Consider the following 20595-nt stretch of genomic DNA (forward strand, 5'->3'; position numbering starts at 1 on the left):
TCACTTCAAGGCGGCGTGCAGATTAGCAGCGGAGTGCGAAAATACGAAAGAATAATCCTCTGAATGGTCGATAGATGTGAAGTTAGTCACTTTAAAAAATAGAATATTAACCAAATTGTAACGATTTGGCTGGTTAAAAAGTTTGCTGATTAACAAATTTATCGAATTTACAACCGATAGAAATGATTTCTTACATTCTCAAATGGTAGAAAACTGGATGCATAACGATGAGATAAAAGACGCCAAGTGCATAACTAGGCATCTTTTATTCACTTGCTGATTGCGAAATTACTTCAGCGGTGGGCGAGTCTGTTCGTCGATGGCACGAGCAAAATCTGAAATCTGCTGATAATCTGCGGGTGTCCAAATTGATTTTGAGGTCAATGACTTAGGTAGTGCAGAAAACGCTTTTTCATTGTCGCTTGCTCTAAACTCGACACTCATCCATTGGTCGATTGCTTGTTGATCATCAAAGGTGTTAGACAATGAAAGTTCATGGTTTGCGCCTGGGTAGTTTGGCGTCAAACTCAATGCCATATGATAATCGCGGAAACGCACTACCCACTTATCCGGTAGGCGTCTTGAACTGTCCCACCAATCGCCATCAAGCTGCTGAATTTTCTGTTTAGCGACGGATTTCGGCTGTGCTTTTAACTCTTTTAAGGCTTGTTTAAAAGCGCTATCCATGGCTTGAGAAAAGCCCTTTTGATCGAGTTCTGGATTATCCAACAGTACTTGCTTGGCTAAGTTGGCACCAAGCATGTTGGAGTAGAGGTCTTCGGATGAGAAGGCGGACGCCAGTTCTTTAAAGCCACTCACCGACACCATGCCAAACCACTGCGCGATCTCGTGCCATTGAGCAAGACGAAATGCCGTTAGCGCTGCTGCCTGAGCGCTGCGGTCGAGCTTCTCTTCTTCACTGAGCTTCTCTTTTTGTTCATACCAACGAATGCGGCGAATACGAAGTTCTTCTGGTAAATCCAGATGCGCTGCGCGGCCGAGATAATGTTGGTTGAGAGTAAACAAATAGTAGGTGTAATCAGCCGTGTCACGAACGTGTGCCGTATCAATAAACCCACCAAGCTCAGTAAAGATTATTCCATTCGCTTCTTCATTTAATCCAAGCAGACTGCCTGGCACCGATTCACTGCCATCGTTATAGTGGTGAGTACCTACTTCGGTGCTGGACAAGACATTCTCAAGGGAGAAGAAAGGAACAGGTACGCTTCCTAGTTGCGCTTTGAGGTCTACACCGAAGGCACAGCATGGCCTGACGCCAACCGGTGCTTTCAATTCTTGTGCTTGGACAAACCCACTACAAAGGCTTAGTAGTAATAGTGCTGCTTTCTTCAAACCCTACTCCTAGAATGCTTCATTAATTTGGAAATAAAAACCGGTGCTGTCTTTACCTACCCCTAAATCGACGCGCACGTTAATACGTGCCTTAAAGGCAAATCGATAACCAACCCCGACAGTTGGTAGCCAACTGCTTACGAATAAGTCGTGATAAGTTGGTGCGATATTGCCTGCACCCAACCAACCCACAACACCATGACGACCAGCAATGGTGTGGCGGATTTCTATTTGTGTGGAGAGTTGATGTTTGTCGCGATATTGTCCTTGGTAGTAACCACGCATGCGTTGGTCATCACCTAACTGGGCGTAATCAAACCAAGGGGCATTACCAAAAATCGATTGCGAGTAAACTTCCATCGCGATGATGGTACTGTTTGACCATTGTTGATAGAGACGATAGTTGGCCACGAGATTGTCGTAGTCTTCATCACTACCTAGTGAATCGCGGTTGGCAATCCATTCAATATCAAGAAACTGCCCTCGCATTGGGTTCGGCTCGAAATCGCGCGTATCGTATTCCATCCCGAGTAACACACCGCTGCTGGTGGCATTGGTGACTTCTGAAGGCAGAATATCGCCATCGACACCGTCTACTTTATTGAATGATTGCCACTGCCAGCCGAGTTTGGCGTAAGTATTTGGCGCAATTTCTACGGCGACTTTTGGGCTCAGCTGTAATCGTTGGCCTTCGTATTGCACTTTTTTACTGTCGTTCTCAGCAGCTTGGCTGCCGATACCCCAATAGTATCCGGGAGTATGGCTGATCCACGCTTCACCAAGTAGACGTACTTTGTCACCCTTCAAATAGGTGCGGTTGTTTAACCCCAAGCCGTAAGAGCCGGAAGTTGAACCGTAAGATGTGACGGTGACGGTTGAGTACGGATCGCCTTTCTGCCAGTCATAAGGGGTATACAAGCCCACCGCGGCAACGCCGATGCCAAACCCTTGCTCTGGATTGACGAATGGTCCCGGTAAGATGCCCCAGTCGATCAATTTCGATTCATCCACGGTTTCGCTAGAGCCTAGTTTGGTTAGGATGTCATCCACCAAACTGCTTTCGTCTTGCTGCATAGCAAAAACGTGTGGTGTGCAAAACAGTGCTGCAATGACTAGGGGATAAGAAGCTTTCATCTTCTCTTTACCTTAGAAACGGCGATCGAGAGAGAAGAAGATACTTTGACGGTCGCCAAAGCCAGCTTCGCCCAATAAGTACCAGTCTTCATTAATCTGGTATTGCATGCCGGCAAGGGTGTTCCACTCAGATTCCAAGCGTTGCTTAACGTCAAAGCGACCAGAGAGATTGATGCCAGCTTGTTTTAATGTTCCCGATAATTCTTGTTCAACGTTTTGGTACATGGCACCGACCCAGAAACGCAAAGGGATGCCATTTTTATGGAAGTCGTAACCGACTCGTGGAGACACGACTATCGCATCGATAGCGCCATCGATAACATTCAAATTCGTTTGGGTGTAACTGGCATCAACAAGAGCAAACAGTTGGTCGTAGCCTCCCGCTAATACGAAGCCACCACCATAGGTGTAACCATCGAGATCGAGACGGAAAGGGAATTCGCCCAACTGCTTGCCAAGCAGGCTGACTTTAACATTGGTTTCTGAATAGCCATCTAGCGTACCCACCAAGCCATAAACATTTAAGAATGGGAACAACCAAACGTCACCACGAAGTGTCATGACATCGCTGGCTTGTTTACCCCCGCTGGCTTCCATTTTTAATAGTTTTTCTAAGCCATGTAATCCACTCAGAGAAATGGAGTCGACGTTGATGCCTTGTTCCATACTCATATAGCTCAGGTTGACGCCAAAGGGTTTTGGTAAGTCATAACCGAGTGCTTCTGCTTTATCTTTCCAGATTGGCAGAGAAATCGAATCAGCGTTTGCCGCACCACTAAGTATGCAGGAAACGGCAACGAGCAAGGAGCGTAATTTCATAAGTTACTTCATTAAACGTGACGATCACAACAACACCAGGGGCCTTGTAATAAGGGCATCGACTCTGGAGTTTGTGTCACGGAAAAATCACAGCTTTATCTGACAGACAAAGCGCCACAGCGTGAGTTAAGAGTGATTCTATTTTGAAATTTTTCTTAGGATCTTAACTTCGGCGAGCGCATCTTACTCCTAAAATTAAAAAAGTAAACTTCAAAGTATACTTTTGATTATTGTGCGCTATACTCTGCGTCCACTTACATGAGGTTGGTGAATCTAGAGCGATGAAACTGTCAGAAAAAAAACGCTTAGCGCTGATTGAAGCGGCTCAACAGGAGTTTATTGAGCACGGTTTCAGTTGTGCCAATATGGACAGAGTATGTGAGCGAGCAGGGACGTCAAAGCGCACCTTGTATCGCCATTTTGAAAGCAAAGACGTGTTGTTTATCGAGTCTATTCAAACTGTGCTCGAAACTCAGCGTGCGCGTTTACAGCTTAAGTACACATCAGACATTGATGTCGAAACCCAGCTTAGAACTTATCTGCATGCAAAACTGGATTCCATGTATGAGGACTTCGGCTTGCCATTGGCCAAAATGGTCATCAGTGAATTTATGCGCACACCAGAGCTGGCAGAGAACTACTTACATCAACTTCAACGCCAAGATGAGCTGTTGGAGAACTGGTTTACAGAGGCTATTGCGGATAACAAGGTCAAAGCGCTCGACCCAGCATTGATGAGCTGTATGTTGATGTGCTTATTAAAGGGGAACTGCTTGTGGCCACAATTGGTTGCCAATCAAGCAGTGCCTAGTGCCGAGCAGCGCAAGAAAATCGTCGAAGATATTCTCACGCTGTTTTTCGATGGTTACCGTTGCTAGCTTCTACGCTTCATTACCTAAGCCGTGATTAAGTGATGTAACGATGAGAGCTGGATGTGGTTCCATGTCCAGCCGCTATTCACTTGATTATGGATTCCGCCTACCCAGTAATCTTGTAAGAAAATTGAGTGTCCATTAAGGCATTCACGGCCGTTCTCGCTGATATTCACTTGTTGTTCCCACCAATTCTTATCCAATGAATCAACAGTAAACAGTGGGTTTTCTGCTTGCGCGAGTGGTAGCAGTAATGCATAGAACATGACATCACCAAGAGTGGGGATTGGTTCTTGTTGTTGGTACTTATGAAACCAATCTTTCACTTTGATTGGTTCATTTTGCTCGTTCAATATCTGCAAAGCCAAATGTTGTGTGAAGCTTAATCCTGATTCTGAGTGCGGCAGTTCTTGAAGATGTCGTTTCATCACTGCTTTGATGTTCGGCAAACAATCTAGTTCATGTTGTTCCAATAGATTAACGAGTGGTTGTGGTGTTGGCGCTTGCAAGGCTTGCCAGCAGCGTTTGGCTTGGCTAAAAAGCTTCGCTGTCACTGGCTTTCTATGCTGCCAACAGGAGCGAATCGCTTCAGCAGGGAGTTGCCCGAAGCCAATAAACCGCTCAGTTCCCGGAAACTGATTGAATTCGATGATCTCAATGATTTTGCTTTCGGTTTCCTCTAGCAGAGAGAGCCCTCGAAGTAGCATGAATTGGTCGTAGGCATCATGTTCGACCCAAAAAACGATACGTTCGTATTGCTGATCGAGCAGGGTATGGATGTTGCCTTGCTCAAACTGCGCCACCTCTTGCACCGAGTCTTTTCTCCCCATAACAGGCAGTAATGCGTCCACAACATATTGTGCTCGAATAGCGACAAAGCCTTTTTCATTGCTCGGAATGGGACCGATGCACAATGGATCAATCATGGGTAAAAAGTCACCTTCGAACCCACATGTCTTCAGTTGCTGCTGAATGTCGTGCCCCCAGCGGACATGCAGCGTGTTTAGTTCAGCATCAAGTGGATTTGCTTGGTTATTGATGGCGAGCTTGTGACTTTCTAGTTCTTCCACATGAGCTTTTAACTTGCTCCAACTGGGTAAGCCAAGCTCTCTAGCTAGGGCGTGTTGAACATCTGCAAGTTGGATAGACTCTGGCGTGAGGGCCTCTGGTTTGGAATGAAACTGTTTAACCTGTTCAAGCGCGTTGGTGTCATTGTGGCGAATTGCTTTTAAGCGCCTTTTCGCGACAGACTTTTGTTGGTTAAGGTTAATAGAGAAGCTATTGTGAGATTGCATTTTTCACCTTTCTTATCTCTTCCACACTCGCCTTATTAGAAGTTAAAAAGAAGGTAAAAACAGATTGTTCCAGCTAACGAAAGCAGGGAAGTTGAGTTGCCATGAACCGAGTTCTTTCCGCGAGTGTTGGGTGCTTTAGGCTTGAGCTGTTTCAATGGTATGTAATCGAAATGGGGTTCGCAACTTAGAATCATATAAACAAGCAAAACTGCTTTTGATCTCACATAAAAAAGCCCCAACGTTTATGTTAGGGCTTTAAAGGATTGTTTATGCAAGCTCAGTGCAAGCTGTTTGTTGAACTTGCTTGTTTTCGCGCTTATCTAACGCGCCGCTTAAGCGAGTCAATAGAAGTGCAGAGATAACAACTACACCACCGACCCATGGCGTATTCATTAAGCCAGCTCGCTCTACGATCAAACCACCACTCCATGAACCGAGCGCAATACCTACGTTAAAGGCGGCGATATTCAAACCTGAAGCAACATCAACGGCATTAGGTGTGTATTTCTCTGCCAGTTTTACTACATAAACTTGCAGCCCAGGTACATTACCGAAAGCAAATGCACCCCAAACCAAAATAGTAATCACAGCAGCAATTGGGTTGTATGCGGTAAAGTTGAGTACAAACAAGATCGCGGCTAAACCAGCAAAGATGATCGTCAATGCTTTTACGGGGCCAAATTTGTCTGCCATTTTGCCACCTTGGATGTTACCCACCGCTACGGAGACACCATACACCAGCATGATCAAACCAACCGCACTTGCATCAAAGCCCGATACCTGCTCCAAAATTGGCGCAAGATAAGTGAACGCGGTAAAGGTGCCGCCGTAACCTAGCGCAGTAATGGCATAAACCAATAACAAACGAGGTTGGGTGAGTACTTTAAGCTGATCTTTTAAAGAAGCCGTCGCGTCTTGCTTCAAGTTGTTTGGAACAAGTAAAGCGCTACCGACTAAGGCAATCAAACCAAGAATGGCCACAATCAAGAATGTGGTTTCCCAACCAAAATGTTGCCCGATGTAAGTACCCAGAGGCACACCAGTCACTAGAGCAACGGTTAGACCAGTGAACATAATTGCAATGGCACTTGCCGCTTTTTCTTTGGACACCAAACCAGTGGCGATCGTCGAACCGATAGAGAAGAACACGCCGTGAGCCAAGCCCGTTAAAATACGTGCGGCAATTAGAGTGTTGTAACCCGGAGCTTGCCAAGCCAACAGGTTACCGACAACGAACAAGCCCATCACAGCGAGAAGCACATGCTTGCGATTCATCTTGCTCGTAAGTGCAGTTAATACGGGCGCGCCAATAGCCACGCCCAATGCGTACAAACTCACCAGCAAACCAGCAGAAGGTAAAGAAACGTTAAGGTCTGCTGCCATGGTTGGAATTAATCCAACGATAACAAACTCAGTTGTCCCTATTGCAAAGGCGCTTAGGGTTAATGCTAATAATGCGATTGGCATAATTTACTCTCTCATTTTGTTCAAGCGCACGTCTCAGGAGCGCTATCAGTGAGGGAGAGTATGAGGAAGTTAGCCTTTGCGAAAAATAGCACTTAACACAAATGACTTTTGTGGTTTTGACAATAGTTATGTGGCCAGTTAAATGCGGTCTTTTGCACTATCAAGTAGTGTTTGATAGAGGGCAAGAGCGGCTGGTCCACTTTTCGCCCCTTTAGGTAGTGTGAGGTGCAGTGCGACTTGATATTGGTTTGAGTGTTCAAGGTCTAATACCTTAATGCCTGCACTGTGGCGATACTCTACGAGATGTTTAGGGAGTCGGCAGAAGCCAACGCCTTGTTCTACCGCTCTAAAAGCATGGTCGAAATTATCCACCGTGATTCTTTGACGTGCGCGCAACCAGCCCACGTCTCGTTTTGCCTTGTCTGACTCACCTAGATCTCGAACCACAATTTGGCTGGTGGTCGCAAAATCAGCCAGTGAAACGTGCTCTTTCTTTGCCAATGGGTGCTCAACTGCAATAACGGGCACCATGGTTGTTGTGCCAAATGCTTCGGCTGGGTGGTTGGTGATCGGAAGATTGATAATGGCGATATCTGCTAACTCATTGACCACCATATCGGTGGTTTTACTTAGCGAAGTTTCCACGACCTGAACGGAGGTAGTGCTGTTTTGTGCCAAAAATTTACTAAGTGGTGCATAGAGCCAACTTGGATCGCACAGATGATCGATCGCCACTGTAATTTGCGATTCCACACCATTACTTAACTGTTCACTGATCATTTCCAGTTCATGAGCTTGTTCGAGCATAGACTGCGCGCGGCGCAACATAGTCTTACCGTGTTCGGTTAATCCAGCCTTTCGACCCTTCACTTCTATCAGTTTGATGCCCAGTTGGTCCTCGAGCTTTTTCACTGAATAGATCAGCGTAGTGTGGCTTTTATTGAGCGTCACTGCGGCTGACTGAATACTTCCAGCTTGTTCAATCGCTTGTAATGTTTGCCACTGCTCTAGGGTTGTTTTGAGTCTCATTGGTCAGTTTTTTCGACAGGTAATGGCAAAATTATGAACTTTTTTGTCAGTTTTATAAAGGCAATAATCCTCTCATCGAAAGCGAGTCAAAAAAGAAGAGGAGACTCAAGATGGCGAAATTACTGCAAGTTGATTTTGAATTTCATGGCCCATTTGGTGAAGAGATGTCGAACGCACTGGTAGACTTAGCTCAGTCAATTAACCAAGAGCCAGGCATGATTTGGAAGATCTGGACGGAAAGCGAGAAAGACAAACTTGGCGGCGGCATCTATCTTTTTGAAGATAAAGCAACGGCGCAAGCTTATCTCGAAATGCACACTGCTCGTTTGAAACAGATGGGTGTTGAAGAAGTAAGAGGGCAGATATTTGATATCAACGCACCACTGAGCACTATCAACCAAGGTCCAATCGGAGAGTAACATTATGACTAACCGCACCTTTCTAACCGTTCATGGTGTCATATATACGGTATTCGCTTTTGCACTATTTTTTGTGCCAACCATGATGTGGCCGATGTATGGCGTACAAATTAACGACCAATATGCGCTGTTTTTATCGCAGCATACGTCGATCTTTTTAGGTGGGATTGCTGCGGTCAGTTTGATGCTGCGTGATGTTGAATCTGGCAACATGGCGAAACAACTGTTCAAAGCGCTGCTGGTCACGAATCTCTTAGGCGTGGTGATCACCACTTACGCTGGTATTACAGGCGTGTTCGTTGGTTTTGGTTGGAGTGACCCTGCTTTTTTCTTGCTATTGAGTGTGCTCACTTTTCTTCAATGGAAGAAGCAATAAGAATAAAATCGGTTCCTGCAGCACAAATAAAAAAGCCCCGCGATAATAGTGGGGCTTTGTGTTTCTATTTAATGGCTATACACAATTATGTTTAAATTATTTGAGCGTAACGCTATTACTCGCTCTTGTAGGCGTAGTTGTAATAACCATAACCGTATGAGCTTGCGGCTTTCTTCTCTATTGCATTTAGAATGACGCCTTTCACTTCGACACCCGATTGTTCAAATCGGCTACGAGCGACTTCTAGCTCTTTCGATGTCGTTTGGTCAAATCGAGCAACCATCAGAGTGGTACCTGCAATCGCACCAACGATACTAGGGTCAGTCACTGCCAATACTGGCGGTGTATCGATGATCACTAGGTCATACTCTTGCGACGCTTTTTCTACAAACTCAACAAATCGTGGGTGCATCAAAAGCTCGGAAGGGTTTGGTGGTACTTGACCACGAGTAATAACGTTCAAGTTTTCAACTTTAGTCTGTTTGATCACCGTCTCTTGAGCAATCTTGCCGCTTAAGAAATCAGAAAGACCGTTATCAGCCGTCAGACCAAAACATTGCTGCAAGTAACCTTTACGCATGTCTGCATCGACTAGCAGAACCTTTTGACCTGTCTTGGCCGCTACTGCTGCAAAGTTTGTCGATACGAATGTTTTACCAATTGAAGGCGCTGGACCAGAGATCATCAGTACGTTGTTTTTCGCTTCCATCATCGCAAAATGAAGGCTAGTACGAAGTCCCCGTAATGCTTCAATCGAAAGATCTGCGGGGTTTTCTTCTGCTAGTAGCAGTAGGTCTTTGTTACTCTTGCGCTTAAGCTTGTTAGCGACTTCCAGCTGTTGTACAGACTTAGGAACACTTGCGTAAACGGAAATCCCCGTTTGTTCAATCTCATCTGGGGAAGTGACGCCGCGGTGGAAAGCAGTTTTAACCAGAACGAAAGCAACGGCCACCATTCCGCCTAATAGTGTTGCTAGAACAACAATAAGAGGTTTCTTAGGCTTCACGGGAATGGCGTAAGACTGTGCACTGTCGATAATACGTACATTACCAACGGTACCCGCTTTGATAATGTTCAGTTCTTGAACCTTGTTTAGAAGCTGGATGTAAATTTGTTGGTTCACTTCGACATCACGCGTCATACGTAAGACTTCACGCTGTGTTTTTGGCAGCTTCTGAACTTGGCGGTTCAAATGATCTTTTTCTTGTAGTAATGTCTGGCGCTTATCCAGTAGTGACTTGTATGCTGGGTGATCCTGCGTGAACTTCTGGCTGATTTCACTTTCTTTGAATGTCAGTTCGTTCAGTTGCGCTTCAAGAGCGACCATCACTTTGAGTGTCGATTGTGCTTCAAGGTTTAAGTCGATAGACTCGTTTTCTTGTCTAAATCGATTCAGTACATCTTCTGAGCCATTTAGCTTATCTTTGATTTCAGGTAAGTGATCTTTGAGGAAGTTTAAACTTTGTTCGGCTTCTGCTGAGTTTCTTCTCACATTCTGCAGGAAATAGTTTTGAACAACATCGTTCAAGATTTGCTGGTTACGCTCAGGGTATTCGCCTTCGATACTCAGTGACACAATACCTGTTTTGGCACCACGCTCTGAAATTGATAGTTGTGAAGCGAGTCTGTTGATGGCATCAAGCTTGCTGATTTTACTGATTGAAAAAGTGTCTTCGTTTTGTGCAACTAACTCACGAACTTTTATGTGGTAACCATTCATTTCTATAGTCTGGCCAACAACGCCAGAAAGCGCCACTTGATCTTCAATCATCAGATCAAAAGTACCTTTCTTAGCATCCGTTACCACAAGGTGATGTTTGAAACCTTGTGCGGTTCGAGGGATGACGAAACTTGATACTGAAATGTAATTCTGAGTGCCATTGATTCGAGCGAGTCCTTTGCCTATAAAAGGAAGATATTCCGGAGTGGCAATCGTTGTTAAGTTAAACTTGTCAACGGTATCGCCCAAGATCATACGAGACTTAATGATTTCAATCTCTGTGGTCGCTGAAGATTCTGCTGCAAATAGGTCACCCATGTCCCCGACCATTGCAGAAATGCCACCAGAGCTTTTCTGTTCAATTTGAATCAACGCATCCGCTTTATAAATTGGCGTCGATAGCAACGCTACGGCAATACCCATCGTAGCAAAGAGAAGCGTAATGCCAATGATGAACCATTTCGCATCTATTAATATGCCAAACAGTTTACCGAGATCGATTTCATCATCGGTTGGTGCAGATGAACTTATAGTTTGGTTAGCCATTGTTTTTCTATTTCGCCAAATAATCTGAAGTTATAGTTTTTTTGCCCAAGCCTGAGCGGATTGCTCAATCAGAGAATATGCATGATCAAACGCTTCTCTACTTTGTCTGTATGGATCTGGAATGTCGACAGAGTTCATCCAATGCCCAAACAACATAGTTTTGCCTCTTGCTTCTGGAACGATCTCAGTTAATGCATCGATATGACCATGTTCCATTACCAAGATAAGATCTTGTTTTACACAGAGCTGCGCAGTAAGTTGTTGCGCTTGGTGATTCTCGAGAGAGAAACCTTTTTCTGACGCGATCAGTTTTGCTGTCTCATCCGCTGATTTTCCAGTCAGGCGGCTTTTCTCAACGGCAATACCTGCTGAAGAAATAGTTTTACTAGGAAGAAGTTGTTGAAGTACCCGCTCTCCCGTCGGAGAACGGCAAATGTTACCTACACACACAACAAGAATGTTTGAAAACATGATTAATTCCCTATCAATAATTTTTCGACAAGGCTTATCTGTTCGGGATAAGCCCTGTCAAGAATACTTGAACTAAGGCCAATTTCTTACACGAAGGACACCTTCTGTAAGCTCGTTGAAGCCTGAAATCGTCGGTACTAGTTGTGCAATGACACGGTTCCAACGGCTGACTGGTGCCGCAGTGACATAAACAATGTCATAAGGCTCTAGGTCGAATTCAGTACCAATCACTAACGCTGCTGCGTCAGAGACATCAAGTTGGTAAATGTCGCCCATTGCTTGATGGTCTTGAGATTTTCTGATGACAAAAACGCCAGTTGCATCCGCAGAAAGTTGGTTGATACCACCAACATTGCTCAAAGCTTCGGTCAAACTCATGCCTGCGCGATCCATTTTTAGTAGCTTCGGATCGTTGACTTCACCCATAACGAACACTTTTTGAGTGTCATTTCTTGGTACATGCACAATGTCACCAGGTTGAAGCAATCGGTTTTCAGTAAGGTCACCCTCTTGTATTAGTGCATAGAGAGAAATGTTTTCGACTTTGCCTTGGTGTGTCAGTGTAACGTTACGCCAATCCGCTTCTTCTGCTAGACCGCCTGCGCGGTTAACTGCATCAAGAAGCGTGAGTGGGATATTGGTGATCGGTTGTTGCCCTGGCTTGTTTACTTCGCCAGTGACGTAAGATTTTTTTGAACGAAATGCGGCAACACTGACATCGACTTGAGGACTCTCGATGTATTTAGCCAATTTTTTGGAGATATCTGTTCGAATTTGGCGAACGTTTTTTCCTGCGACTTCAACGATTCCTATGTAGGGGTAAAAAATGGTGCCATCTGTATGTACCCAGTTACCAGCTTCCGCAGAGCTGCGATAAGAACCAGCAGGAATAGTAAGTTCAGAGTGATCCCAAATAGTGATATTTAGAATATCGCCAGGACCAACTTCATACTCGTAAGCCGCGAGTTGATGGTCAAGCGTTGGGTTCGCTTTGGTTTCGATATCCGAGCTTTTTAACTGTGAGACTTTAACAAGAGTCAGTGGAAATACATTGAAGACGGCAGCTGCATTGGTGCTGCCGTCTTCAATGATGTGCTTACCACTCGTGGATAAGTGACTGCCCGGTACTGTACATCCAGTAAGAAGCACAGAGGAAAGGAGCAAACTGCCTAGCTTTGTATGGTTGACGTTCATTCGTTTTTTCATTCATCTGACGTAAAAGAGGATGTTGCTGAGGCAACAATGTTTTCATAGGAAATAACAACACGATTACTCATTAAGCTTTATTATTTATTTTAATTTATAGAATGCTCAATAGAAAACGGGTTGCATCCGGCGAGCGCACTCTAAGGAAATTCGTTTGTCGGGGCAATAGACGATAAATTGATAAAATGCTAGTGATATATAGCTATTTTTTATGTTTATGAGGTCTGGCGGGGTTTATTTGATGAAGAGCTTTATTAATTGGCTCTGATTTTTAATATCAGCTCACAAATTGCGTGTTTTCGTAAAATTCAATTAGTTATAAATGCGGTATATCTAAAGATAAAATTTATTTATTTTGTCGTGCATTGTGATTTAGATCTTGTTTTTTCTTCTCAGTCAATATGGGTTTGTTATGGTTTTGACAAAAATAAAACCGAAGATGGTCAGACTTCGATGCTAATGCCATGTGTGGAAAATGGCATGAATGGTTTCTAGTGAAAAAGGCCTCATTCGAGGCCTTTTTTGATCTTTGATTGATTAAACAAACTTTCTCATTATCGCTTAGCCAATCCCTTACTATTTAGATAAGGCAGGATGTGCGGGCGAGACTCACCAGATAGTTTTCCGGCGGTTTCTTGTGACCATGCACTCTGCTTTTGATTGCTTGTGCGGCTCGCGTAGTACTCTTGCATGGTTTGATCGTAGGCTTGCACATCGTCTACATTCAGCGCTTGGTATTGGTTTTCGTGGACAATAACGTTAACGGGTAGGCGTGGTTTTACTTCAGGGTTTTGATCTGGATGACCCAAACACATACCAAACAGGATCGCGACGTTTTTAGGTAAACCGAGTAGCTCATCGATCTGTGCAGCACTGTTTCTTAAACCACCAATGTATACGCCACCTAAGCCCATAGACTCGGCGGCTAATAAACAGTTTTGCGCCATGATGCCGGAATCTACAGCGCCAATCAGGGTTAGTTCAGTAAAGTCGGCTTGAACGTCTGGGTTGATGGTCGTGTGACGCTGGTAATCAATACAAAACACTAAAAATTCTGCGGCACTTTCAACATAAGCCTGATTGCCCGCGTATTGTGCTAGCAGTTTGCGCTTTTCTGCGTCTGTCACACGAATGACAGAGACCACTTGCAGCATGCTAGAAGAAGAGGCGGCTAATCCAGATTGGAGAATCGTTTGTAGTTGTTCACTTGCAATAGGCTCAGAGGTGAACTTACGAATAGAGCGATGACCGAGAATGGTTTCAATCGTACTGTTCATGATCAATCAACTTCCTTAGTTTGTTCTTAGTATTGGCTGAATCTTCACCATAACGCTATTTATATTGAGCGTAAACTAGCATGCGCTCCAAACCGTGGCGGTGAGCAAAAGGTGAGGCGCTTGGAAAGTACAGTGAACATAAAGTGACGTTATTTATAAAGTTGGGTATATAATGATTTTTAATAATCAATAACTTACCAAATGTAGAAAACATGAAAGAACTGATACTTCATACTGTCACTGTATTCATGGGCTTTTTTGCCATCATGAACCCAATCGCAAATATCCCTATCTTCTTAAGCCTGACAGCGGATGAAGACAAGCAAACCGTGCGCTCAATTGCGTTTCGCTCTGTATTTATCGCCTTTGTTATCGTTGCAGTGTTCGCTATTGCTGGCAAAGTCATCTTCGACCTATTTGGTATTACCCTTTACGCACTGCGCATTACTGGCGGTATCTTGGTATTCCTCATCGGCTTCCACATGTTGCAAGGGGAATCGACACACAAGAAGACCAAGGAAAAGGCTTATTCACCGGAGCAAGAACAAGCCGCGTTGAGCATTGCCGTTTCACCATTAGCAATGCCGATATTGGCGGGGCCAGGAACACTTGCGACGGCGATGAATTTTGCAACAACGGGTGGAATCACCGAAACCATCATTACCATTGCTTCATTCGCAGTCCTTTGTGTGATGACTTATGTTCTGTTTTTGTTTGGTGACAAATTAGTGAAAGCCGTTGGTCCAAGTGCACTGAATGTGATCACTAAAATGATGGGTTTGATCCTTGCGGTGATTGGCACACAAATGTTTATTGAAGGTGCTGCCGAGGCGTATAAAACCGTCTTTGCGTAATCTCTGATTGAACGACTAAAAATCCACATCAACGCTTTGGTTGATGTGGATTTTTTGATCCTAAGTTTCCACTTAAAGTGCAAGAAACACATAGACTTCGCCTATCTCAATAATAAGAATAACCGATTGTTGCTGTAGCACGAATTTCAGTAATCTTTTTAACGTCTTTATTGGGGGGGGAAACATGGCAACAAAAGCAATCGTAGTCGAAGGTGGCGCAATGCGTGGCGTCTTTGCCAGCGGCGTATTAGATGCATTCTTAGAGCAAGACTACAAACCATTTGATTTTGCGATTGGCGTATCAGCTGGGGCTTCAAACTTGATCGGTTATCTAACTGATTACCCGCACCGTAGCATCAACGTCATCACTAAATTAGCAACCAGCAAACGCTTTTTCGATCCTACCCGCTTTTTGAAAGGTGGAGATTTGATCGACGTGAAATGGTTATTTGAAGAGTCAAATCGTTTGTACCCAGTCGATGAAGCGAAACTGTTTGAAGGCATTCCTTTCTTAGCGGCAACGACGAACATCAATACAGGTAAAGCGGATTACTACCGAGTGAATCGTCATAACTTCCACAATGCGATGGAAGCAACAACCGCTCTGCCTATTGCTTACAAACATACTCCGTGTTTCTCCGGTGGTTGCTATACCGATGGTGGTGTGGCGGATTCCATTCCTGTACGAGAAGCCTATCGACGTGGTGCTCGTGATATCACGGTAGTTCTTTCTCATCCTTTGGCTTATGAGAAAAAGCCAGTGAAGACGCCTTGGTTAATGAAGAAGTTGTTTGCTGAACATCCTCAAATGGCAGAGGCTATGCTTCATCGCTCAGAGAACTATAATGAGTCGCTTGAGTTTACTCGCAATCCTCCCAAAGGTACTCGTGTTCGCGTGGTTGCTCCGCCAGATGAATTCAACGTTCAGCGATTGTCTATGCGTCAATCTGTCTTGCTCGAAGGCTATGAAATGGGGTTGGAAGCAGGACGCGCTCACCTTACCAACCGGGCTGGTGAACACGGCTTAGACAGAGAAAACTGCCATTTTTGTACTTAGTTCTCGAGTATGAGGAGTTAGTCCAAATCGACTTCAAGCGCTCCCCAAGATGAAGGTTCTCCTTCTCTTGTTAATGGGAACAGACGAGAGTCAGGTTTGGCATAACTTAACCGATGTAGGCGCTGTGTCACGTGGTAGCTGTCTAGCCCGGAAATGGTCACCAAGTCGAGCAGTTCCAAATCAAGATAACCATCTGGCATGATCGCTCTTTCCGGTGCGTGCACCATTAACACTTCACCGATCAGCATCTCTGTTTGATTACTCTCAATTCTGATGTGCTCTCTCAAAGCCAGGCCCATCTTGAGGTTACTTTCAAGAACAAAAGGCGCAGGAAATACATCATCGTAATAAGGTGTGAGGCCTACAGCTTCAAACTCTGAGATATGCTTTGGGTAGCGCGCGGAGGTTTGATGGGCTTTTTGCACAAAGTCGACGCCGATAGCGTTGATGGTGAAATGCTTGGTATCGAGGATGTTTTCTAGCGTGTGACGGCGACTTTTGCGTGGACGAACGATAAAGCCAAAGAGAGGTGGATGCGAGCCCAAATGAACCACCGAGCTCACCACAGCAAGGTTCTCTTGCCCCTGCCTGTCCCTTGTGCCGATGAGGTTAGCGCTTTTGTATCCCGCGAGAGAGTTAATCAATCGGGTGCGTTGGCGTTGCTCCATCGCTTGAATGTCGTGCTTCGAGAGTTTGATGTTTTCCATATCCTTGAAAGGGGCGGGTGAACCCGCCCTCCTTGTTGATTTTATTTCGGCATGATGACTTCATCAATTACATGAATCACGCCATTCTTTGCTTTGACGTCGGTAGCAATCACGGTAGCGTTATTGATCATCACGTTATCGCCCATGGTTTTGATCATCACGTCTTGCCCTTGGACTGTCGTCGCTTTATCCATTTTCACTACGTCTGCGGCCATCACTTTCCCCGGAACCACATGGTAAGTAAGAATCGCGACCAACTTGTCTTTGTTATCTGGCATCAGCAACATATCCACCGTGCCATCTGGAAGCTTAGCAAATGCTTCGTCAGTCGGTGCAAACACAGTAAATGGGCCTTCACCTTTCAGTGTATCCACTAAGCCTGCGGCTTTGACTGCTGCTACCAGAGTATTGAAAGAGCCATTTGCAACAGCCACATCAACGATGTCTTCTTTCATCATTCCGTGTTCGTGGGCTTTTGCTGGCAGTAAAAATGAAAAGGTGGCAAACAAAACCGTGGTCGTAACCAAAATACGTTTCAACATAGTGCATTCCTTTCGTTGTTTGGGTACCGCTCTCTCCCTGATAAAAGTCCCTGTTTGTACGCAAGCTTTTTTCTAGACGATCAACTGGCTTTCTTTTTGTTCGAAGGCCGAACGTGTTGTGCCAAAATTCTCGCCCCTTCTACTTTCACTTCTGTGCGTTTGCGCCATGCCCACAATCGCTCTCTTGCTGCTTTTGCGCTTGCCTCTACATTTACGACGGGCGCGAGATATCGGGAATCGGGATCCAGTTGGTACATGACGGTTTCCATTGCGGTCATTTTCCATGGTTCAAACAACAAGGGAGTAGGAACCATTGCAAGTTCTGGAATCCATTTATGAATGAACTCACCGTCAGCATCGTGCTCTTGTGCTTGTTTCGTCGGATTGTAGATGCGAATCGTATTGGTGCCGGTCACTCCTGCTTGCATTTGAAATTGTGGGTAATGGATACCCGGTTCAAAGTCGAGGAACAACTGAGCTAAGTGAGTGACGCCATCGCGCCAATCCATGTTCATATGATGCGTTAAAAAACTCACCAACATCGCGCGCATACGAAAGTTGATGTATCCGGTGTGATGAAGGCAACGCATGCAAGCATCGATGAGTGGAATCCCGGTTGTGCCTGACTTCCAAGCGTCCAAGAGTGTTTTATCTCTGACGCTTGCTTGCTGTAATAAAGGCTCATAAGCCTTATTGACACAACGAGACTCCATTTCGCATTCGGATTCAAACTTCTGCATAAAGTGACAATGCCAATGCAATCTCGAAGACAGTGCTATTAAGCTGCGACGAAACCCAGCCACTTGCCAATGTTGCAGCAGGTATTGGTACACTTCTCGAAGCGATATATTGCCCCATGCAAGATAGGGAGAGAGGCGAGTGCATGCAGTTCGAGATGCCGTCGGGCTGGAAATACTTCGGTAATAATCTCGTCCCCGACGTTGAAAAAAGTCTTCCATGGTTTGCCAAGCGAGCGAACTTCCGCCCGTTTGCATCCCTTTTATTTTTTCCAACCAAGAGGGTGGGGGCGTAAACGAATAACCAAGAGCTTCGGCATCGAGGGTAACAAGAGAAGCACTTTCAAGGTCTATATCTTCAATCTCTGCTCGCATAACCGTATCCCAATGCTTATCCCAGCCGAGTCGGTCTATTGCTCCTCGAATGACGGCGCCATGTTCAAATTCGCGCCACGGAACCCCTTGTGATTGAAGCCATTCTGATACTTGTTTATCTCGTTCAAACGTACAATCCAATCCGATTTCTTGGTGGGAGAAAATAGCATTGATGTTGAACTGGTTCTGAATCGCGCTGAGGCAATCTATTACGCTACCCGACATTACGGACACTTGATGGCCACGAGCCGAGAGTGTTTCGTTCATATCTTGGAGTGATTGCCAAATAAAACGCCAGTGACGAGCAGAGTAATGTGGGTCATCCAGTAACATGGGTTCGACAATATAAAGCAGCACAGTTGGATGTTCTGAAGATAAAGCGTGTTGTAAAGGCGTATGATCGGTCAGGCGTAAATCGCGTTTTAACCACACTAAGTTGATTGTTTGCATTGTGCCCCTCGCTTGTTTTTTCGATTTCTACGTATTTGCGGGGCATATTTCTCACTCAGTGATCGATTTTATTGATGTTGACGTAAAGGCACGGAGCAAGGAGGTGCTTTATGTCTATGCCACTCAGTAAATTGGAAAAATTCTTCTATATCGACAAGCTTGTTATCCACTCTCTCGATCTCGCTCTGTATCAAGTATCCGTCTTGGTCGATGGAGAGGAACACTTTGTTACCGACGATAAAGGCAAATTTTTAAGAGCGCATTCGATACTGGAGTTGCAAAAGCAATGTCGTCACTTGAAAGCGAAAAAGCAGGTGCTTCGCCAACAAAGTGCCTATGACGAAATGGTTGGACAGTCATCCAAAGATGGTACTAATGAATTAGAGGTTCCTCTGCGTGATAACCAGCTTTACTGACTGAGAAATAACCAAAAATTGAACTCGACGCCATGTGATGCTTGCTAGACTGACATAAAGCATCACACGGAAACGGCTATGCAGTATTACCCAACTCAAGACATTATCTCTGAGCAGCGGTTCGGTTTTGGGCCCCTTTATCAACACAGTTCGCCAAGTTTAGAAAAGCAACTAAGCAGTAAGACTTATTGGCATGAAGCAATAACCAAGTTACCGAGTACAAACGAAGTGTTGTTGGAACTGAGAAAGCTCAATGAAACCAAACGAGAGCTCAAACAATCCCCAACCAAAAAGCGTGAAGTGCAAAAGCAAATCGGTGCGTTTTTTCGTGAGCAATATTTGCGACAAGTCGAGGCTCGCAACCAACAGACGTTGCACACTCCATATGGATTTCAGGAACGCTTAATTCAATTTTGGAGCAACCATTTTGCTATATCGGCAGACACCCGAAAGGTACGTCCGATTGTGGCAAGCGTCGAAAATGAAGTGATTCGAGAACACTGGAATGGCAACTTTGTCGAGATGCTCTTAGCGGTGAGTCAGCACCCAACCATGCTGATGTTTCTGGATAACAACTTGTCGGTAGGGCCGAACTCCAAGCAAGGGCTCAAACAGGGTAAAGGGCTCAATGAAAATCTCGCGCGAGAAATCATGGAGCTGCACACGCTTGGTGTTGATAGCCAATATACACAACAAGACGTGATTGAACTGTCAAAAGCCATTACTGGCTGGAGTGTTGGATTCAAAGCACCAAAAGTTGGTTTCCAATTTAATTCAAGAACCCATGAGCCAGGCTCGATAACCCTGCTTGGCAAGCGCTATTCTCAGCAAGGTATTGAACAAGGACGAGCGTGTTTGAGAGATCTTGCGCTTCACCCTGATACCGCAAAACATATTGCACGTAAGTTGGCACAGCATTTCCTAGGGCCGTCCGGTGAAGGCTTGGTTGAACCGCTTAGCCAAGCTTACCTAAAAGGTAAAGGGGATTTGCTTCCGGTTTATCGATTGTTGATTCAAAGCGCTTTGAGCCAATCGGCAGAAGCGGTGCGTTTTCGCACTTCTCAAGAGTGGTTATTCGCGGTTTTGCGCAGTGCTGATGTCCGTTTTACCGAATCGAATGACATGCAAATGAGCAAATCGGGGAATAAATTACTTGGTGCGCAAAGAAGCTTAGGTCAGCCTCCTTTTATGGCGGGTTCTCCTGCTGGTTGGCCAGATAAAGACGCGGATTACAACAGTCCTTCGGCGCTAACTCAGCGGTGGCAGTTAGCGAATCGAATCGCTCGGTTGGCGGTTAAAAGTGCCAAGTCCCAAGGTGCGAAACCACAAGCTTTTGTTGAGCAAATTAGCCAACAACTCTACGGCAATGCGCTAGATGAACACACAAGGTTGGTGATGAACAAAGCCCCATCGGCAGAGATGAAGCTTTCTCTACTTTGGCTTAGCCCGCAATTTCAGTATCGATGAGGTGAG

General features: G+C 45.1%; 20 protein-coding genes. 7 read left to right on the forward strand and 13 right to left on the reverse strand.

All coding sequences use genetic code 11. The annotated features are described in order from the left end of the window. Positions 1–288 precede the first annotated feature (288 nt). The 3 genes from H735_RS11330 to H735_RS11340 are packed head-to-tail and all read right to left on the reverse strand — an operon-like array spanning position 289 to position 3306. Positions 289–1353 carry a DUF4056 domain-containing protein gene (locus H735_RS11330; RefSeq protein WP_020195397.1) on the reverse strand — a complete coding sequence of 355 codons (1065 nt, stop codon included), beginning with the start codon at positions 1351–1353 and terminating at the stop codon, positions 289–291. 9 nt (positions 1354–1362) lie between these two features. After that, positions 1363–2487: a BamA/TamA family outer membrane protein gene (locus tag H735_RS11335; protein WP_020195396.1), complete on the reverse strand. Its 1125-nt coding sequence runs from the start codon at positions 2485–2487 to the stop codon at positions 1363–1365. Positions 2488–2499: 12 nt separating this feature from the next. Then, positions 2500–3306 carry a hypothetical protein gene (locus H735_RS11340; RefSeq protein ID WP_020195395.1) on the reverse strand — a complete coding sequence of 269 codons (807 nt, stop codon included), beginning with the start codon at positions 3304–3306 and terminating at the stop codon, positions 2500–2502. A 281-nt stretch (positions 3307–3587) separates the two neighbouring features. On the opposite strand from H735_RS11340, the gene H735_RS11345 reads away from it, so the two are divergent. Further along, positions 3588–4184 carry a TetR/AcrR family transcriptional regulator gene (locus tag H735_RS11345; RefSeq protein WP_020195394.1) on the forward strand — a complete coding sequence of 199 codons (597 nt, stop codon included), beginning with the start codon at positions 3588–3590 and terminating at the stop codon, positions 4182–4184. A gap of 17 nt (positions 4185–4201) precedes the next feature. On the opposite strand, the gene H735_RS11350 is transcribed toward H735_RS11345, so the two are convergent. The 3 genes from H735_RS11350 to H735_RS11360 all read right to left on the reverse strand — a co-directional run bounded on the left by H735_RS11350 (position 4202) and on the right by H735_RS11360 (position 7969). Further along, a complete protein-coding gene (locus H735_RS11350; protein ID WP_020195393.1) occupies positions 4202–5473 on the reverse strand; it encodes a DUF1835 domain-containing protein in 1272 nt (423 codons plus the stop codon). A gap of 267 nt (positions 5474–5740) precedes the next feature. Continuing rightward, positions 5741–6940: an MFS transporter gene (locus H735_RS11355; RefSeq protein WP_020195392.1), complete on the reverse strand. Its 1200-nt coding sequence runs from the start codon at positions 6938–6940 to the stop codon at positions 5741–5743. Positions 6941–7078: 138 nt separating this feature from the next. Next, on the reverse strand, positions 7079–7969 hold the full coding sequence (locus H735_RS11360) for a LysR family transcriptional regulator (protein WP_020195391.1): 891 nt from the start codon (positions 7967–7969) through the stop codon (positions 7079–7081). Between the two features lie 110 nt (positions 7970–8079). On the opposite strand from H735_RS11360, the gene H735_RS11365 reads away from it, so the two are divergent. Both H735_RS11365 and H735_RS11370 read left to right on the forward strand, forming a co-directional pair. Beyond that, positions 8080–8388, forward strand: coding sequence for a monooxygenase (locus H735_RS11365; RefSeq protein ID WP_020195390.1), 309 nt, complete (start codon positions 8080–8082; stop codon positions 8386–8388). Between the two features lie 4 nt (positions 8389–8392). Then, on the forward strand, positions 8393–8764 hold the full coding sequence (locus H735_RS11370) for a hypothetical protein (protein ID WP_020195389.1): 372 nt from the start codon (positions 8393–8395) through the stop codon (positions 8762–8764). A gap of 115 nt (positions 8765–8879) precedes the next feature. Here the strand turns inward: H735_RS11370 and H735_RS11375 are convergent, their stop codons facing one another. From H735_RS11375 to nfsA, 4 genes are all read right to left on the reverse strand, one after another. Then, positions 8880–11030 carry a polysaccharide biosynthesis tyrosine autokinase gene (locus tag H735_RS11375; RefSeq protein WP_020195388.1) on the reverse strand — a complete coding sequence of 717 codons (2151 nt, stop codon included), beginning with the start codon at positions 11028–11030 and terminating at the stop codon, positions 8880–8882. A gap of 30 nt (positions 11031–11060) precedes the next feature. Next, entirely contained in the window at positions 11061–11501 is a 441-nt protein-coding gene (locus H735_RS11380) for an arsenate reductase/protein-tyrosine-phosphatase family protein (RefSeq protein ID WP_020195387.1), read from the reverse strand. A gap of 72 nt (positions 11502–11573) precedes the next feature. Then, positions 11574–12695 (reverse strand): polysaccharide export protein, encoded by a 1122-nt coding sequence (locus H735_RS11385; protein ID WP_020195386.1) that lies wholly within the window; start codon positions 12693–12695, stop codon positions 11574–11576. A 566-nt stretch (positions 12696–13261) separates the two neighbouring features. Then, positions 13262–13984, reverse strand: a complete 723-nt coding sequence (nfsA, locus tag H735_RS11390) for an oxygen-insensitive NADPH nitroreductase (protein ID WP_020195385.1) — start codon at positions 13982–13984, stop codon at positions 13262–13264. A gap of 212 nt (positions 13985–14196) precedes the next feature. On the opposite strand from nfsA, the gene H735_RS11395 reads away from it, so the two are divergent. Together H735_RS11395 and H735_RS11400 are read left to right on the forward strand one after the other, a co-directional pair. Then, positions 14197–14838 carry a MarC family protein gene (locus H735_RS11395; protein WP_005437917.1) on the forward strand — a complete coding sequence of 214 codons (642 nt, stop codon included), beginning with the start codon at positions 14197–14199 and terminating at the stop codon, positions 14836–14838. 184 nt (positions 14839–15022) lie between these two features. After that, positions 15023–15895, forward strand: coding sequence for a patatin-like phospholipase family protein (locus tag H735_RS11400; protein ID WP_020195384.1), 873 nt, complete (start codon positions 15023–15025; stop codon positions 15893–15895). A gap of 17 nt (positions 15896–15912) precedes the next feature. On the opposite strand, the gene H735_RS11405 is transcribed toward H735_RS11400, so the two are convergent. From H735_RS11405 to H735_RS11415, 3 genes are all read right to left on the reverse strand, one after another. Further along, entirely contained in the window at positions 15913–16602 is a 690-nt protein-coding gene (locus H735_RS11405) for a flavin reductase family protein (RefSeq protein WP_020195383.1), read from the reverse strand. Positions 16603–16643: 41 nt separating this feature from the next. Beyond that, a complete protein-coding gene (locus H735_RS11410; RefSeq protein WP_020195382.1) occupies positions 16644–17144 on the reverse strand; it encodes a fasciclin domain-containing protein in 501 nt (166 codons plus the stop codon). 80 nt (positions 17145–17224) lie between these two features. Then, on the reverse strand, positions 17225–18706 hold the full coding sequence (locus H735_RS11415) for a cryptochrome/deoxyribodipyrimidine photo-lyase family protein (RefSeq protein ID WP_020195381.1): 1482 nt from the start codon (positions 18704–18706) through the stop codon (positions 17225–17227). 110 nt (positions 18707–18816) lie between these two features. Between H735_RS11415 and H735_RS11420 the strand changes: the two genes are divergently transcribed. Together H735_RS11420 and H735_RS11425 are read left to right on the forward strand one after the other, a co-directional pair. Beyond that, a complete protein-coding gene (locus H735_RS11420) occupies positions 18817–19122 on the forward strand; it encodes a DUF6482 family protein (RefSeq protein ID WP_020195380.1) in 306 nt (101 codons plus the stop codon). Positions 19123–19200: 78 nt separating this feature from the next. Continuing rightward, entirely contained in the window at positions 19201–20589 is a 1389-nt protein-coding gene (locus H735_RS11425; RefSeq protein ID WP_020195379.1) for a DUF1800 domain-containing protein, read from the forward strand. Positions 20590–20595: the final 6 nt, after the last annotated feature.

Source organism: Vibrio owensii CAIM 1854 = LMG 25443, from assembly GCF_000817815.1.
GTDB classification, from domain to species: Bacteria; Pseudomonadota; Gammaproteobacteria; order Enterobacterales; family Vibrionaceae; genus Vibrio; species Vibrio owensii.